The sequence below is a fragment of the Labrenzia sp. THAF191a genome (assembly GCF_009363335.1).
In the GTDB taxonomy this organism is placed as follows: domain Bacteria; phylum Pseudomonadota; class Alphaproteobacteria; order Rhizobiales; family Stappiaceae; genus Roseibium; species Roseibium algicola.
The window spans coordinates 6,054,186-6,069,958 of sequence record NZ_CP045333.1; the positions used below are offsets into that span (position 1 = coordinate 6,054,186).

Annotated in this window: 12 protein-coding genes; 7 read left to right on the forward strand and 5 right to left on the reverse strand. The window is 58.5% G+C overall.

Annotated features, from left to right (window positions below; all coding sequences use genetic code 11):
• The first annotated feature begins 1 nt into the window (after position 1).
• The 3 genes from FIV05_RS27755 to FIV05_RS27765 all read left to right on the forward strand — a co-directional run bounded on the left by FIV05_RS27755 (position 2) and on the right by FIV05_RS27765 (position 3,080).
• Positions 2–1,111, forward strand: coding sequence for a class I SAM-dependent methyltransferase (locus FIV05_RS27755; RefSeq protein ID WP_152511749.1), 1,110 nt, complete (start codon positions 2–4; stop codon positions 1,109–1,111).
• A 71-nt stretch (positions 1,112–1,182) separates the two neighbouring features.
• Complete coding sequence (ribB, locus tag FIV05_RS27760; protein ID WP_031269683.1) at positions 1,183–2,502, forward strand: 3,4-dihydroxy-2-butanone-4-phosphate synthase; 1,320 nt, start codon at positions 1,183–1,185, stop codon at positions 2,500–2,502.
• Between the two features lie 23 nt (positions 2,503–2,525).
• On the forward strand, positions 2,526–3,080 hold the full coding sequence (locus FIV05_RS27765; protein WP_023001869.1) for a hypothetical protein: 555 nt from the start codon (positions 2,526–2,528) through the stop codon (positions 3,078–3,080).
• A gap of 133 nt (positions 3,081–3,213) precedes the next feature.
• On the opposite strand, the gene yghX is transcribed toward FIV05_RS27765, so the two are convergent.
• Together yghX and aroC are read right to left on the reverse strand one after the other, a co-directional pair.
• Positions 3,214–4,101, reverse strand: coding sequence for a YghX family hydrolase (yghX, locus tag FIV05_RS27770; RefSeq protein WP_152512103.1), 888 nt, complete (start codon positions 4,099–4,101; stop codon positions 3,214–3,216).
• A gap of 140 nt (positions 4,102–4,241) precedes the next feature.
• The gene (gene aroC / locus FIV05_RS27775; protein WP_152511750.1) at positions 4,242–5,327 is read right to left on the reverse strand and encodes a chorismate synthase; all 1,086 of its coding nucleotides are present in this window, start codon (positions 5,325–5,327) and stop codon (positions 4,242–4,244) included.
• A 311-nt stretch (positions 5,328–5,638) separates the two neighbouring features.
• On the opposite strand from aroC, the gene FIV05_RS27780 reads away from it, so the two are divergent.
• The gene (locus FIV05_RS27780) at positions 5,639–7,912 is read left to right on the forward strand and encodes a bifunctional diguanylate cyclase/phosphodiesterase (protein WP_152511751.1); all 2,274 of its coding nucleotides are present in this window, start codon (positions 5,639–5,641) and stop codon (positions 7,910–7,912) included.
• Here the strand turns inward: FIV05_RS27780 and FIV05_RS27785 are convergent.
• Positions 7,903–9,087, reverse strand: coding sequence for a DUF3095 domain-containing protein (locus FIV05_RS27785; RefSeq protein ID WP_209009810.1), 1,185 nt, complete (start codon positions 9,085–9,087; stop codon positions 7,903–7,905). The genes FIV05_RS27780 and FIV05_RS27785 overlap by 10 nt on opposite strands.
• A gap of 213 nt (positions 9,088–9,300) precedes the next feature.
• Between FIV05_RS27785 and FIV05_RS27790 the strand changes: the two genes are divergently transcribed.
• Positions 9,301–9,954, forward strand: a complete 654-nt coding sequence (locus tag FIV05_RS27790; RefSeq protein ID WP_152511752.1) for a hypothetical protein — start codon at positions 9,301–9,303, stop codon at positions 9,952–9,954.
• 152 nt (positions 9,955–10,106) lie between these two features.
• Here the strand turns inward: FIV05_RS27790 and FIV05_RS27795 are convergent, their stop codons facing one another.
• Both FIV05_RS27795 and fabI read right to left on the reverse strand, forming a co-directional pair.
• On the reverse strand, positions 10,107–10,751 hold the full coding sequence (locus FIV05_RS27795) for a histidine phosphatase family protein (protein ID WP_152511753.1): 645 nt from the start codon (positions 10,749–10,751) through the stop codon (positions 10,107–10,109).
• A gap of 86 nt (positions 10,752–10,837) precedes the next feature.
• Entirely contained in the window at positions 10,838–11,656 is an 819-nt protein-coding gene (gene fabI, locus FIV05_RS27800) for an enoyl-ACP reductase FabI (protein ID WP_023001876.1), read from the reverse strand.
• A 169-nt stretch (positions 11,657–11,825) separates the two neighbouring features.
• Between fabI and FIV05_RS27805 the strand changes: the two genes are divergently transcribed.
• Both FIV05_RS27805 and FIV05_RS27810 read left to right on the forward strand, forming a co-directional pair.
• On the forward strand, positions 11,826–13,238 hold the full coding sequence (locus FIV05_RS27805; protein ID WP_152511754.1) for an FAD-binding oxidoreductase: 1,413 nt from the start codon (positions 11,826–11,828) through the stop codon (positions 13,236–13,238).
• 307 nt (positions 13,239–13,545) lie between these two features.
• The gene (locus FIV05_RS27810) at positions 13,546–14,826 is read left to right on the forward strand and encodes a hypothetical protein (protein ID WP_152511755.1); all 1,281 of its coding nucleotides are present in this window, start codon (positions 13,546–13,548) and stop codon (positions 14,824–14,826) included.
• Positions 14,827–15,773 lie beyond the last annotated feature (947 nt).

The following is a 15,773-nucleotide window of genomic DNA, read 5'->3' on the forward strand; positions in this document are numbered from 1 at the left end:
CATGAGCGCGGCGGATGAGGAATTCGGACCTGTCAAAGGAACCCGCAGCCTGCCGCCGTTCCTGAGCCTTGCCCGGCGAACGCGCTATGCGCTTTACCAGGGCAGCCGGGTCGCGCTCTACACCCTTCATTCCGAAGCCATGCGGCGGATGAACCGGGATCTCCAGAAACAGCTTCCGGAAACGCCGAAGGTTGTGCCGACCGGCCCGGTGCCGAGCCAGCGGCGCATGCTGTCGGACATCGTCAAGCTGTTTGCGGATGATCTGAAGTCCGTCGAGGACGGGATTTATCCGCTGCCTTCCGATGGCACCATGACGCCGGGCGAGCTGATCTCGACCAGTCGCGCCTTCTTCAAGGACGTGCCGGAGGTGGCACGCCGTCGTGCAAGCGGTGCGCATCAGGAGGTCAATTCCACCGAGGGATTTGCCGCTGCACTGCCGCGCTATTACCGGCAGAACTTTCATTTTCAGACCGACGGCTGGCTGTCGGAGGAAAGTGCCAGGCTCTATGACTTCCAGGTGGATGTGCTTTTTTCAGGTGCGACTGCCGCCATGCGTCGACGGGCCCTGGTACCCTTCGCCAGGATCTTGCGCCGCAAGGACCAACGCCACGTTTCGTATCTGGATATCGCCTGCGGCACCGGCGGTCTCTTGCGGCCCGCCCTGGCCGCATTTCCGCGCCTAAAGGGCACGGGGCTCGATCTGTCGGAACCCTATCTGAACGTTGCCCGTGAGCGCCTGCCGTCACGCCGTGCCAGTTATATCTGCGGCCTGGCCGAAACCCTGCCGTTTGCGGACAATTCTCTCGACGTCGTTTCCTGCGTTTTCCTGTTCCATGAACTGCCGCCGAAAATCCGGCGTCAGGTCGTCTCGGAGGTCGCACGTGTTCTGAAACCCGGCGGCTCCTTCCTTTTCGTCGACAGCCTGCAAACCGGAGACGTGCCGGAATATGACGGTCTTCTGTCGGTCTTTCCGCAGCTTTTCCACGAGCCCTATTTTACCTCTTACCTCAACGAAGACCTGACGGGTATCGCCAAGACGGCAGGGCTCGAAGAGAGCTGGATGGCGCCTGCCTTTGTCTCGCGCGTCGCGGAGTTTATCAAAAGCGACTGATCTTTCAGTATTACTGAAAAATCTCATTCCTTCTCTTGAGACTGAAAACAATCAGGCGTATATCGATCGCCATGAGATTGGATCTATGGCTCTTGCAGACAGGGGAAAGCCGCAGCGCCTTTGCGCGCCGCGCCAACCTGTCGCCTGCCTCCGTAACCGCCCTATGCAACGACCCCAATGTCTGGGTCTCGCGGGATATGGCCCGCAAGATCGCCATTGCCACCAATGGCGCCGTAACCCCCAACGACTTTCTCGGACTGTCTACAACCAAGGAGCATCCCGTGTCCCAGGCCCGTGTCGCAGAAGCAATCCGCGCATTCGAACGTGGAGAAATGGTGGTCGTGACTGACGATGACGACCGCGAGAACGAAGGCGATCTGATTGTTGCCGCCGCCAAGGTCACGCCTGAACAGATGGCCTTCATGGTGCGTCACACCTCCGGCATCATCTGTGCACCGATGACGGTTGCCCATGCGCGGCGCCTGCGCCTTGACCCAATGGTTGCCGAAAATGATGCTCCGCTTGCGACCGCCTTCACCATTTCCGTGGACTACCGCCAGGGACTGACCACCGGCATATCGGCCGAAGAGCGCTGCTCCACCGTACGTGCACTTGCAAACCCCAATGTCGGCGCTGACGACTTCGTCCGCCCCGGGCACATCTTCCCGCTGGTGGCCAAGGAAGGCGGCGTCATGATCCGCTCCGGCCACACGGAAGCTGCCGTCGACCTGTGCCGTCTCGCCGGACTGGAGCAGGTTGGCGTCATCAGTGAGCTGGTGAACGACGACGGCACCGTGAAACGCGGCCAGCAGGTTGCCGAGTTTGCAGCCGAACACGACCTGAAGATGGTTTCCGTATCCGACCTGATCGCCTGGCGCCAGCGTACCGAGAAACTGGTGGAACGCGTCAACGAACAGCCCGTCGACACGGTTTTCGGTCCGGCCTATGCCACCACCTATTCGACCCCGTATGACCCGATGCACCATCTGGCCATCGTCTACGGCGACATTCTGGACGGCCGCAGCGTGCCGGTGCGCCTGCAACTGGAATCCGTGCTTGATGATGTCTTCGGAGACGTCCAGCCACTCGACCAGATCATGAAACACTTTGCGGATCGCGGCCGGGGTGTCATCGTCTATCTCCGCGAAGGGTCGGTGGGCGTTGCCCGTCAGTCCAAGCGGCCGAGATCCGACTTTGAAGCCGCTGATTCCGAGGAACACAGCTCCGCACAAGCTAGACAGGAACAATGGCGTGAGGTCGGGCTTGGTGCACAGATCCTGAAGGACCTGGGCGTCAGTTCAATTCGCCTGCTGGCTTCCCGTGAGCGTCATTACGTTGGGCTGGAAGGCTTCGACATCAAGATTGACGAAACAGAGATCCTCGACACCTGAGGATCCTTCGGAAGGGGCCTTTCATGGCGGCGAAGAAAGAGGCAGTCAAACAAGAGGAAAACGTGAAGCCGACACCGGTGCCCTTCACCGTCGGCTTTAACCGCAGTCAGAGCGAAAGCATTGTCTACGGCAGCCTCATCCTCGGCATTCTGTTCGCCGTGATCGGGATTGTCGGCAATCTTCCCTTGCTGGCCCTCGCCGCCCTCGCCCCGCTCGCAATTGCCTTCTGGCACTATCCGATGATCGAAAAAGGCAAGCCACAGCTCGGCGCCAACGAAGACGGGCTTTATGTGGAACGCATCGGTTTCATCGACTGGGCCGCAATCCGGATGACGGACGTCAAACGGACGTCCGTCCGCAACATCGAGCTGGTCCGGCTGGACGTCCTCCTGACCCGTTCACTGGATGACGCCGTCACCAAGGCACAGACCTTTCCGGTCTGGAAGAAGTTCATGATGCGCAACTGGAAGCGCACGCCGCGCGAGCATGGCCGGGAGCTGATTGCGATCAACCTGCACACGCTAGCAGCCGACCCGGAAGAAATCCTGAGCCGCATCCGCGCCTTCAAGTTTGTCTGAGATTTCGCGGCCCCGGCAAGAAGCCGGGCCGGAATTTATTGGAAGACGACCAAACCAAGCCTGCTCATCGTGATCATCCCGGCCGGGCAAAGCCGGAACCGGGATGAGGTGCGACGAGCAGAACCAGGCAACCCTACATCAGGTTTTCCTTGAAGAAGTCGACGGTTCTCTGCTCTGCGAGCTTTGCAGCCTCTTCGTCGTAGCGCGGTGTCGTGTCGTTATGGAAGCCGTGGTTCACGCCCGGATACATATGCGCCACGTAGGTCTTGCCGTTGGCCTTCAGAGCTTCCTCATAGGCCGGCCAGCCCGCATTGATGCGTTCGTCCAGCTCGGCATATTGCAGCATCAGGGGCGCTTCGATCTTGGAGACATCCGCAGGATCCGGCTGACGTCCATAGAAAGGCACGCCCGCGGCAAGCTCCGGATAGGCGACCGCAATTGCATTGACCACACCGCCGCCGTAGCAGAAACCAACCGCCCCAACCTTGCCGGTGCTGTCGTCACTGATGAGGAGATACTCGAAGCCGGCGAAGAAATCGTTCATCAGCTTGGTGCCATCGACCGTACGCTGCAATTCGCGGCCCTGATCGTCACTGCCCGGATAACCGCCGACCGATGTCAGTCCGTCCGGCGCCAGCGCCATGAATCCGGCCTTGCCGAGGCGGCGCGCGACATCCTCGATATAAGGATTGAGACCGCGGTTCTCATGCACGACCAGCACCGCCGGCAGCTTGCCGGTCGCACCTGCGGGCTTCACCAGATAACCGTTGACCTCGCCATGGCCGTTTGGTGACGGGTAAGTGATGCGTTCGGTGACGATCCCCGCATCATCGGGAGCAACCTGTTGTGCCAGCGCATAATTGGGCGACAGCTGATCCAGCAGCATGGCCGCCGTCAGTCCACCAACCGCGAATTTTGCTGCCCCGTTCATGAACTCGCGCTTGGTAATCTTTCCATGCGCGTAGAAATCATAAAGATCCAGAAGCTCCTGAGGAAAATCCTTTGCCGTCATACGGCGCACAGGCGTCATTTCATTCATGTCATTACTCCCTGAAATGCATGAGACGTCATGCTGGAGATAAAACTAGAGAGATGACGGGCAAGGTCCATGGCCCTTGCCTTCCGGAATTGTAACGAGTTGTAACGCTGCGAAGTTGCCCGTCAGCCGATCTGGCCGCGATGACGCAGGAAATGGTCCGCCAGAACGCAAGCCATCATCGCTTCGCCGACCGGCACCGCGCGGATGCCGACGCAAGGGTCATGCCGGCCCTTCGTCATGACGTTGACCTCTTCACCCTTGCTGGTGATGGACTTGCGCTCGGTGAGGATCGATGACGTCGGCTTGACCGCGAACCGGACAACCAGGGGATCGCCGTTGGAGATCCCGCCCAGAACACCGCCGGAATTGTTGCTCAGGAAGACGGGCCGGCCGACGTCATCAAGGCGGATCTCGTCTGCATTGTCTTCACCGGTCAGGCTTGCGGCATCGAACCCGTTGCCGACCTCAACCCCCTTGACCGCATTGATCGACATCATCGCAGCAGCAAGATCCGTGTCCAGCTTGCCGTAGATCGGCGCGCCCCAACCGGCGGGGACACCTTCTGCAACGACTTCGATGACGGCACCGACAGAAGACCCGGCCTTGCGGATGCCGTCCAGATAGTCCACCCAGAATGCGGCGGCCTTTGCGTCCGGAGAAAAGAAGGCGTTGTTGTCGACTTCCGCCCAGTCCCAGTTGGCCCGGTCGATCTTGTGCGGTCCAACCTGCACCAAAGCGCCGCGAACGGTTACGCCCTGCAACACCTTGCGTGCGACGGCCCCGGCGGCAACGCGCATGGCGGTTTCGCGCGCCGAGGAACGTCCACCGCCGCGATAGTCGCGGATGCCGTATTTGGCGTCATAGGTGAAATCGGCATGGCCGGGACGGAACCGGTCCTTGATCTCCGAATAGTCCTTGGAGCGCTGGTCGGTGTTTTCGACAAACAGCGAAATCGGCGTCCCGGTCGTTTTCTGGATACCGTCCTCGTCAACCATGACGCCGGACAGGATCTTCACCTCATCCGGCTCGCGCCGCTGCGTGGTGAAGCGGGACTGGCCCGGCTTGCGCTTGTTCATGAAGCCCTGAATATCGGTCTCCGTCAGGGGAATGAGCGGCGGGCAGCCGTCCACCACGCAACCAATAGCGGGACCGTGGCTTTCGCCCCAGGTGGTGACCCGGAAAAGATGACCAAAACTGTTATGCGACATGAACGGTGACCGAGGCTTGCAATTGAACTGTCAGGCGCCGAGCGATACGCCATCGCGCCCGCAAGCTCAAGCCCGCAGCCGGGTATACAGGTATTTTTGGCAAGTCCATTCGTCCACCACCCTTGTCAAAATTAAAGACAAGTAGATTTCGAATGGAAGCTGGCGTCCTTGGCACGAGTTTCACGATGTCTTGAATTAACGACCTAGGAAATCGCGCGAACCGTTCGCAAAATTCGACCCTTGATTTGCTAATCCTTAAACCTCTACCGTTATTACACGTTGGGATCTAATAAACACCAAGAGGCAAAACGTTGCGGATCAGGGGCTGGCTGACTGGACTGATCGTATTTCTGCTGGCACCCAGCCTGCTCTTTGCCTCACTCTGGTTTCATAATAAATTCGAGAAAGTCAACTCGATCGACCACAGCCTGGCCGGGCTGCACCTGATCGAGGCACTCGGGCCGCTGATGCAGGAGAAAGCGCTCACCGGCAAGATCAGGGAGACGCCGGCCCAACTGCGCGAACGCCTGGAAACTCTCGGGGGAAATGAGCTTTCCGCCGACCTCGTTCAGCCGCTCGACACCTTCCTGAACGAAGGCAACATTCCGCTCGCGCTTCGGCAGGCCCGTATCCTCGCCTCGATGATCTCCCAGGTCACCAGGCTGAGTTCGACTTCATCCTTCGAGACCGCAAAACTTCCGCATCTGATCACCGACACCATGCCGACCGTCGTGATCGAATCCGCGATCATGGCAAGCAATGCGAAAAGCATTTCCAGCCGGGGCGAGATCAATGTCTGGGACAAGATGCTGATCCCCGTGCAGGGAGGCCAGTACAAGATTGCCGCCGACGGGGCATCGCGGGACACGGTTGATTACTTTAACGACCTGACCGGTGAGAAAGCAGATCTGCTGCGAAAACAGGCAAGAGCCTTCCGGACAACGAACGTCGCCTTCCAGACCGCAGGTTCGAAACTGCTCTCTTCTACGATCACCGCCTCAAAGGGTGCGGATGTCATTGCCCTGCCCGTGGTGGAGATGCAGCCGGCCCTGGTCGGCGCCGCATTCGACCTTTGGCAGTCCACCGTCGATTATCTCCTGATGGACCTGCAGAGACAGCGATCCGAGACACTGTTTGCCGTTACACTTGCCGGACTTGTCGGCGGACTGGTCATTGTTGCAGCTTTTGCAATCGCCATTGCTCTGTCGCGCGCACTTGCCGACAGGACGCAGCAGGAATTCGAAAATCTCGGATTTCACGATCCCCTGACCGGACTGCCGAACCGCCGCGCCCTTCTGAATACGATACGCAACCTGCCACCGGCAGAGCCGGGAACGCGCACGGGTGCAATCCTGATCGACCTGCGCCAGTTCAAGAAGGTGAACGACCGGTTCGGGGACCACAACGGCGATTCACTTCTGCGCCAGGTGGCCGAACAGCTGACCCAGCACGCGGAACCGGAAGACTTCCTGTGCCGGACAGGCGGAACGGAGTTCCTGTTTCTACGTCCGCGCCTCAAGAAGGCGGCGCAGTTCGAGCAACTGGCGTTCACACTTCTCCAGGAAATTGCGACCGACCGGATCATCGGCAACAACAGGTCGGCCATCGAGGCGAATGCGGGCATCTTCATCAGCAGTCCGGGCGAGCAGGTCTTCGATCATCTGCTGACCGATGCGGCTCTGGCCCTGAGAGCGGCCAAGCAAAAGGGGCCGCGCAAGTTCGATCGCTTCACCCCGGCAATGCGCGCTGCCTTCGAGGAAAACGACGAGATTGCCAAAGAGCTGCAGAATGCGCTCAAGAACGGCAATATCGTTGCCTGGTTCCAACCGCAGGTGAATATTCACACGGGCGAAGTTGTCGGCGCGGAAGCCCTCGCCCGGTGGATTGATGACGACGAGATCCGGTATCCAGGCGCTTTCCTGCCTGCCGCAATGGAAGTCGGTTATCTCGAGGAGATCGAAGAGGCCGTGCGCAGCCGGGCGCTGAAGTTTGCCGCCAGCCTGAGCGGCAAGACAAGGCCAGCCATACATCTGGGCCTGAACGTCACCGCCAGTCTCCTGACAAGCGCCAAGGCGGTGGATGCGCTCCACAGGCAGGTGCTTGACCTGGGACTTCAGCCTGCAGACGTCAGCCTGGAAATCCTGGAAGCGGTGATGATCGACGAAATCACGGCCGCCCCCATCAAGCAGAATATCGCCCGCCTGTCGGAACTTGGGTTCTTCATCGAACTGGACGACTTTGGAACCGGCCATTCAAGCATTTCGAGCTTGCGCGATCTGAAGGTTGACCGGGTCAAGATCGACAGGAGCTTCATTTCCGGCGTCGATGCCGACCCCGCCCTGCAGAAATTCACCAGTGCGCTGATCAATCTTGCCAAGAGCCTCGACATCAGCGTCCTTGCCGAAGGTGTGGAAACCGAAGGCGAGCGTGACTGGCTGAAACGCCACGGGTGCGACGTCATCCAGGGGTTCCTCATATCAAAGGCCGTTCCCGACAGCGACCTTGCGATGATGATCCTGAAACAGAATTTTGCACACCCGATGCCCGCCCTGGAACGGCACAGCCCGCTGCGCAGTCAGGCCTGACCGACCGCCTTCGGCACAATGTTCGCCTGCCGTTTCTTGAATTCGGCAGCTGCCAGAGAAAACCCGCCGTCAGCCCCGTCGACGAAATGGATATGCCGGCTTTTGCCGATATCCTCGACAAAGCAGGTCATCAGAGCGGACGTGGACACATGCAGCCCGAACACCAGATCCCCGGCGGCGTAACCAGCCTTCAGATAGTCTTCGACACCTGCAAACTGCTCCGGTGTCAGATCCAGCACGAGCTGCAGGCTGTCGCCGACCTTGCGATGGTCAGTGTTGAGGCCAAGTTCGGGAAAGTATCGTTTCGGATCAAAAGGGCCGATGCGCCAGCCCGTGTGATAGCTGATGACGAAGACCATCGCCTCCAGCAACGCCTTTGCCCATCCGCGGAAGTCTTTTCCCGGTGAGCCCAGGCGCACCTCATGACGCGTACCGGTTGGTGGAAAGCGAAAACGAAGACGCGTCTTGTCCGCCAGTCTCATCCGGCTGTCATCCCTCGAGGGATCATAGCCGAGTTTATCGGCCAGCCCCCGCAGGACATCCTGCATTGGAATACGTCCGGTCGGCTTGACGATCAGAGACACGATGTGTCCGTTTCGTGAAGGAAGCGGTTCCCATCTGCAGGAAAGCCCGTCGAGCGGCGGTAACGCGGCATCGGGGAGAGAAATCTCAAACGGCCGCGCTTTTTCCGGATCTTTCAGAATATTGTCCGCAACGGCCAGGCCATCCCCAAGGATCATGGCCAGATGATTGCCCGGGCTGAGCTGGTACTTGCGCACGCGGACGTCGCCCCCAAGATCCCGCAGATGAGCGACCGGAATCGCAGCGGCGCGCAGCTCCAGCTCCATGACCTGGCGCGCCAGACCGACAACACCGGCCAGCGCGTCGCTGGCTGCCTCGACATCGTGTTCGGACACGACCAGCATCGCGCCGTCTCCCCCGAAGACAAACGGTACACGGTCGCTGCCGATCCGGTTCAACACCGCGGCGATCACCGCGGCGCCAACCATGTTGACTTCCTTGTACCGGCCCTGTGCGACCGCATCGCTGGAGCGGACTATGTCGGCAGCAAGAACGTACCAGTCGTCCGGCACCGGCCGGTAATCGGCCAGATCCCCGACCGTGCTGAAATCTGAAAAGCTTGGCAGTTCGCTATAAAATTCATTGGCGGACACGGCACCTGACCCGGATTGTCTCCAGGTTCCCTCGCAATCGCTGTAAACATCTACGCCGCAGCTGCTTCGCCCGATCACCGTCACTGGACAAACCCGAGGCACGGATGGTCGGGGGTTCCTTTGCAGTGCCCAAGGTCACACGTAAAGCGGCCTTCACATGCGTACATTTCGAACAGCAAGCGCTCATGGCCCGTTGTACCAGAGGAAACCGAAATGACGTATTCAAGAACCGCTTTCGATCAGGATCTACTGACACTTTCCTACAATCACTATGAGCTGAACGAACTGAGGCAGAACCCCTGGGACACCAACCGGACCCAATTTGAATCACCTGGAGATGCAAACAGCAAGATCAGCCTGTCACACATATCAAGACACACCGCGTGGGCCGTCTACGACAAGGTCGCCCGTTCCGGCGGCGAGATGTATGTCGGGAGACTGGCGCAGACCCAACAGCTTTACCGGCGCTTCAACCTGGAAGACCCGACACATTTCAACCTGACCCCCGGTCTTCCGATCAATGTCCAGAAGCTTGCCCGCTGGTCGGTGTGCATCAATGACTGCTGGATCCTGGGGGCGATTCACACCCACAAGAAATTCTGCCTCGTTACCAAGATCCGCAACCCGGGTGAAATTTACGATTACGGACGCGGCTTCTTCATCGTGACAGGGCGTGAGCTTTATGGCCTGAGCAAATTCGGCTACGAGCCGGAACGGGAATGGGGAAGCGTGATGACCTTTGTCTGCACCAACAAGCAGAAGGCCGACCGTGCGACGCTCAGAAATTACGCCTCCCTCATGGGACAAGCTGCCAATAGCGTTGTCGCAAAAGCGAAGATTTCTCTGTATGCCCAGGGTATCTACTGAGCCAATGGAGAAATGCCGCAGATCTCTGATATGGCGGATTGGTTTCGGCTTGCTTCATGGCTTGATTGGTGATTTCCGCAGACGGAACTCTCCCTCACGCAGACCTGCAACAGGCTGTCGCAAGCTACGACCGAACGCCGACGAGGGGGCTGTCAAACGATCTCGAAAGCGCCCTTACGCCAGACAAAGACCTTGTCCTGCGGCACATCCAGCTTGGGAACGGAAACCGTGTCCAGCCCTTCCAGCAAGCCGCGCAGAACGCGGAAGACACCGCCATGCGACACGACGACCGAAGGCCGATCGACGGTCACCAGCCAGCGCCCGATGCGCTCGGCCAACATCTTGTAGCTTTCGCCCTTGGGGGGAACGAAGCCCCACTTGTCGGCGCGGCGCTGCAGGATCATGTCCTGCTCTTCCTCTGCCAGTTCTTCCAGCGTGAAGCCTTCCCAGTCACCGAAGGTAATCTCCTTGAGCTGGTCCTCAAGGCGGTAGGCCTCCACCGGAAGGTCCATGGACTGGCGCAGCAACTCCATTGTCGAGCGCGTGCGGTGGAGCGGTGAGGATACGAAATCCAGACCGGCAGGATCGATCCTCTCCTGCTCCAGAAACGCTTTGAGACGCTTGCCATTGCCACTGGCCTGGCCGCGCCCCGTGTCGTTCAGCGGAATGTCCCTTTGCCCCTGCATGCGCCCTTCGAAGTTCCAGTCCGTCTGGCCATGGCGGACAAAGATCAGGAACTCCGGATCGTGCAGCTTGGGCAGCAGGTCGGATTTCGGGGCACTCAGCACAGATGTCATCTCAGTTTCCGGAAAGCGGGATGCCCCTGGCGGACGGGGCCGGACAAAATGAAAATGGCCGGTGCGAAACCGGCCATTCGAAACGGTCAATCCTTGACGACGGAAATGTCCGGGGCGTCCACCGCCTTCATGCCGACAATGTTGTAGCCGCAGTCGACGTGCTGGATCTCGCCGGTAACACCACGGCCGAGGTCTGACACCAGGAACAGCGCACTGTCGCCGACTTCCTCGATCGTCACCGTGCGACGCAGAGGAGAGTTGTATTCGTTCCACTTCAGAATGTAGCGGAAGTCGCCGATACCGGAGGCAGCCAGCGTCTTGATCGGTCCGGCGGAAATCGCGTTGACGCGAATGTTCTGCGGGCCGAGGTCCATCGCCAGATACTTTACGCTGGTTTCCAGCGCGGCCTTGGCAACGCCCATGACATTATAATGCGGCATAACCTTCTCGGCGCCGTAATAGGTCAGCGTCAGAATGGAACCACCATCGGGCATCAGCTTCTCGGCGCGCTGGGTAACAGCCGTCAGCGAGTAGCAGGAAATGTCCATGGTGCGGGCGAAGTTATCGGAAGACGTATCGACGAAACGGCCGGTCAATTCGGATTTATCGGAGAAGGCAACGGCATGGACGAGAAAATCGATCTTGCCCCATTTGTCTTCCAGCGTCTTGAAGACCGCATCGATGGAGGCGCCATCGGTCACGTCGCAATGGCCGACAACAATGGCGTTCAACTGGTCTGCCAGTGGCTCCACGCGCTTCTTCAACGCATCACCCTGGTAGGTCAGAGCCAGTTCAGCTCCCGCGTCGGCCAGTGCTTTGGCAATGCCCCAGGCAATTGACTTGTTGTTCGCCACACCCATGATCAGGCCGCGTTTGCCATTCATCAGTCCGCGCGTTTCCGCCATCGTCGTCTCCGAAAGAATTCCAATACCACCCCAGCGGGCTGGCTTCCTATGGCACAAGGGGTTTGTTCCTTCAAGAGACACGGTGACGGAATGAACCGTCGACGCCAGCGCTTTCAGACACTATGTTGGCGCCCGAATTTTACTGTCAAACTTCACGAGGACCCCGCTCATGGAGCGTACTGCCCATGCCGACCGCTTCGCCGAGATGATCGGCGCAGCCAACGTTCTGACAAGTCCGGACGACCAGGCTCCCTACCTCACCGAATGGCGCGACCTGTATCAGGGCGTCACTCCCATGGTGCTGCGCCCGGGCAGCACCGAAGAGGTGAGCGCCGTCATGACCTATGCGTATCAGAACGATCTCAAGGTCGTGCCGCAAGGCGGCAACACCGGCCTTGTCGGTGGCCAGATTCCGCAGGAAACCGGGGATGAAATCGTCCTTTCGCTGTCACGCCTCAACAAGGTTCGTGCGGTAGACCCGGCCGGCTTCACCATTACGGCCGAGGCCGGTGTGGTGCTGGAGACGCTTCAGAATGAAGCTGAAAACGTCGACAGGTTGTTCCCGCTTGCGCTCGGGGCTCAGGGCTCCTGCCAGATCGGCGGCAACATTTCCACGAACGCGGGCGGCACTGCCGTTCTGGCCTATGGCAACACGCGCGATCTGGTTCTGGGCCTCGAGGTGGTGCTGCCAACAGGGGAGATCTGGAACGGCCTCCGAACCCTGCGCAAGGACAATACCGGTTATGATTTGAAACAATTATTTATCGGTGGTGAAGGCACTCTGGGCATCATTACAGCTGCGGCGCTGAAACTTTTCCCCAGGCCCAAGAAGCTGGAGGCCGCTTTTGTCGGCCTGCCGGATCCGCACGCCGCCCTGAAGCTGTTCACCCTTGCCAAGGCACAGGCCGGACCGGTTCTGACCGGCTTTGAAATCATGCCGCGCGTTGGCGTTGAATTCTGCCTGCGCCACTTGGAAGGCGCACGAGATCCGCTCGAGGGCGAACATGCCTGGTACGTGCTGATGGAGCTGTCCAGTGGTTCTGAAGCCTTTCCGGTGCGGGACCTTATGGAGAGCATTCTCGGCGAAGCATTTGAAGAAGGTCTGGTGGAAGACGCCGCCTTTGCCCAGAACCTGACCCAGGTTCAGGATTTCTGGCACATCCGCCACGGCATGTCGGAAGTGCAGAAGCCCGAGGGTGGCTCGATCAAGCATGACGTTTCCGTGCCGGTTGCCTCGATCCCGGACTTCCTGGACAAGGCCATGGCCGCGGTAGAGGACTTCGTGCCCGGATGCCGGCCTGTTCCGTTCGGTCATATCGGCGACGGCAACATCCACTTCAATGTCAGCCAGCCGGTGGGCGCCGACAAGGAAGACTACCTGGCGAAATGGGATGAGATGAACACCATTGTTCACGGCATCGTCGGCGAGTTCGGCGGCAGCATCTCCGCGGAGCACGGCATCGGCCGCCTCAAGCGCGATCTCCTGAAGGACGTCAAGCAGGGTATCGAGCTGGATCTCATGAAGCGGATCAAGGACGCATTCGACCCCAAGGGACTGTTGAACCCGGGCCGCGTCCTCTAGGGCGCTTCGCCTTCTCTTGAAGGCAGACATCACGTCCGCACGTTTGAAAGCCGGTCATCGGCAGATTTCGACAAACAAGAAGTGCCGGTGCCAAAAGCGCCGGCATTTTTTTGAGCTGTCCGTACTTCTCTCATGTCAGAGCGGCTTTGCCAGCGTGGCCTGCATTCCAAACCCGCTTCAATGAGGGATGTATTCTTAAAGCTTTATTCAGCACTCTTTGGTTGCATTATTGTGCAATTGCACGAAAAAGTATCTCATTTCTGAGCGCAAGACTTCCGCAAAAACCCTTTATTTCAGGCGACCCACCATGACGACAACCAAATGGACATGTTCCGTCGACAGCAATGGAACCGCAAATCTTTACTGCGAACTCACCGAAGACGGACAGCAGCCCACGACCGAGAAGGTCAAATTGAAGGGAGTCTGCTATTCCCCGGCCCCGATCAACGGTTCCAACTCCTATGCCCCCGCCCTAGGTGACTGGTATTGGGACGATTTCGAAGCAGGCTCCACTTTCATTTCCAGCTGGTCTCCCCTGCTGTCCCGCGACTTCCCCAATTTCAGGAACCTCCACAACAATTCGCTGCGGGTCTACTGCATGCTGTCGCGGCAGCTGGAAGGCAACGGAACCTTCCCTTCGCCTTGGAACAACGGTCACTATTTCACGCATAAGAATTTTCTGGATCTGGCCTGGGACAAGTCTGCGCCGCCAGAAGCAAAGATGCGCCGGTCCGTCCTGGTCGGCATCCCCCTGCCTGCCACGATGTTCTGGAAGACCCAATACGACCAGGCCTCAAAAGTAGAGATCGATTACTGGACGAATGTCCTGCGGGAGACCGTCAGATCCGTAGCAGATCATCCAGCGGTAATGGGGTTCACCATTCAGAACGAACAGGACGGCGCCGACGTTTGTTACAACAATCCGGACTGGGCCGCTTTCTGGTGGGGCCAGGTGGAGAAAATGGCCGCCATCGTCAAGGAAGAAGCTCCTGGCAAGCTGGCCGGCATGGCCACCCACGACGACCCGAACATTCCCCTGAAGGCGTCCTCCTACATGGAGAACTGCCCGAGCATCGACTTCTGGGGCGTCAACACCTACCAGACCGAGACCTTTGAAAGCATCTTCAAGGACTACGGCAGCCTGCCGCCAAAGGCGTTGAAACCCGTTCTCTTCACCGAGTGGGGCATGCCGGCAACCAGTCACAAGGACCCGAACAACCCCGGCACCATCTATGCCGACGATCAGACCTGCAGCAAGGCGGCGCAAGTTGCGCAGAAAATGCTGCCTCAGGCCTTTGCTCATCCGCTGTGTATCGGGCTTTACTACTTCGAATATTGCGATGAACTGTGGAACCAGCCTGAAGCTCCCAATATCTACACCTGGTGGGGCGGCCCGCCTGCGCCCGGTTTCCCCAACGGATACTGGGACAACGACGGCTTTGGCCTCGTTTCGGTGCAACGGGGTCCCGGTCTGCCCAACGACGCGCCCATCTGGGCGAACACCGGCCCCAGTTTTCCGATAGATGTGCACACGAATAGAAACAATCTGTTCTCGACTGTTGCGAATGTTTTCAAGACGACAACTTGACCTGACAAGCTGCGGAGCCGGCGCACCCAATGCCGGTTTCGCCACGTTGGCGTAGCTGAACTTCGTGATTTACTGATCTCTACTTGGAAAGCGCCAGGTCTCAGCTATGTAAAAGCACCTAGTGCCGGGGAGGCCTGCCCCGCCTGCAACAGCCGAAAGGGATCAATTGTCAAAACTGGCAGGTTGCCGAAGTTTCCTCGGTGCTGGGGATAAGGTTCCTTCGATCTGCCAAATACGATTGCCCCATCAACGTATGCATTGACACGACTAGGATCCTGATCTGTCAGCAGTTTACGGGAACGGCAACCAGGCCCGGGTTTTGGTTTTGCCGGTCATGAAGCCCGTTTTCAGGCGTCCCATTTTCCCCAGCTTCCACCACCATACGGACCTGCCAGACCGGTTGGATAGAACGGTAGCCGATTCAGTCACCACATAACGGGTGAACCGGCGCGTACCCACCCCTGTCATAAACAACATGATCTTTCGATTTAAGCCGGCTTTTTCCTTGGCTAAACTTCTTAATTTGACAGCGTCCTTTTGAAAACTCGCAGAAAAAATCCTGAAAAGTTAAATTTTTCCTAAAATCGTCTTCAAGCTCACAGGCAGAGCGGAAACAGCAACAGGAGAACAACTGAGTCGGGACTTGCGGCATGTCCTGACGATGACGAAATGCAAGATTCGCTATGTAAAATTTACATGCGCAGCGCCCGTCATCTACAAAAATTACAATATGAAACGTCTATGACCTCATAAAAATAAGCTATTTGTAAACATGGTAAGCAAAAGGTTAATGGTGTTTCATAGGCGCTAATAAGCCATCCGGTCTGGAGACCCAAAATGGGCAAAAGACCTAACGAAAGAAACGGGCAGCGAGGCGGAACGTCGTTGCTCATAGACAGTGCACAGGGGGGGAGCGGTTCCAAACGGTCCCTCCAATGGAGGCCACA

Bases quoted from the DNA above. Each gene is read 5' to 3' on its own strand.
- aroC (WP_152511750.1), bottom strand. From the start codon at position 5,327: ATGTCGCATAACAGTTTTGGTCATCTTTTCCGGGTCACCACCTGGGGC.
- FIV05_RS27755 (WP_152511749.1), top strand. From the start codon at position 2: ATGAGCGCGGCGGATGAGGAATTCGGACCTGTCAAAGGAACCCGCAGC.
- FIV05_RS27765 (WP_023001869.1), top strand. From the start codon at position 2,526: ATGGCGGCGAAGAAAGAGGCAGTCAAACAAGAGGAAAACGTGAAGCCG.
- FIV05_RS27790 (WP_152511752.1), top strand. From the start codon at position 9,301: ATGACGTATTCAAGAACCGCTTTCGATCAGGATCTACTGACACTTTCC.
- FIV05_RS27795 (WP_152511753.1), bottom strand. From the start codon at position 10,751: ATGACATCTGTGCTGAGTGCCCCGAAATCCGACCTGCTGCCCAAGCTG.
- fabI (WP_023001876.1), bottom strand. From the start codon at position 11,656: ATGGCGGAAACGCGCGGACTGATGAATGGCAAACGCGGCCTGATCATG.
- FIV05_RS27810 (WP_152511755.1), top strand. From the start codon at position 13,546: ATGACGACAACCAAATGGACATGTTCCGTCGACAGCAATGGAACCGCA.
- ribB (WP_031269683.1), top strand. From the start codon at position 1,183: ATGAGATTGGATCTATGGCTCTTGCAGACAGGGGAAAGCCGCAGCGCC.
- FIV05_RS27805 (WP_152511754.1), top strand. From the start codon at position 11,826: ATGGAGCGTACTGCCCATGCCGACCGCTTCGCCGAGATGATCGGCGCA.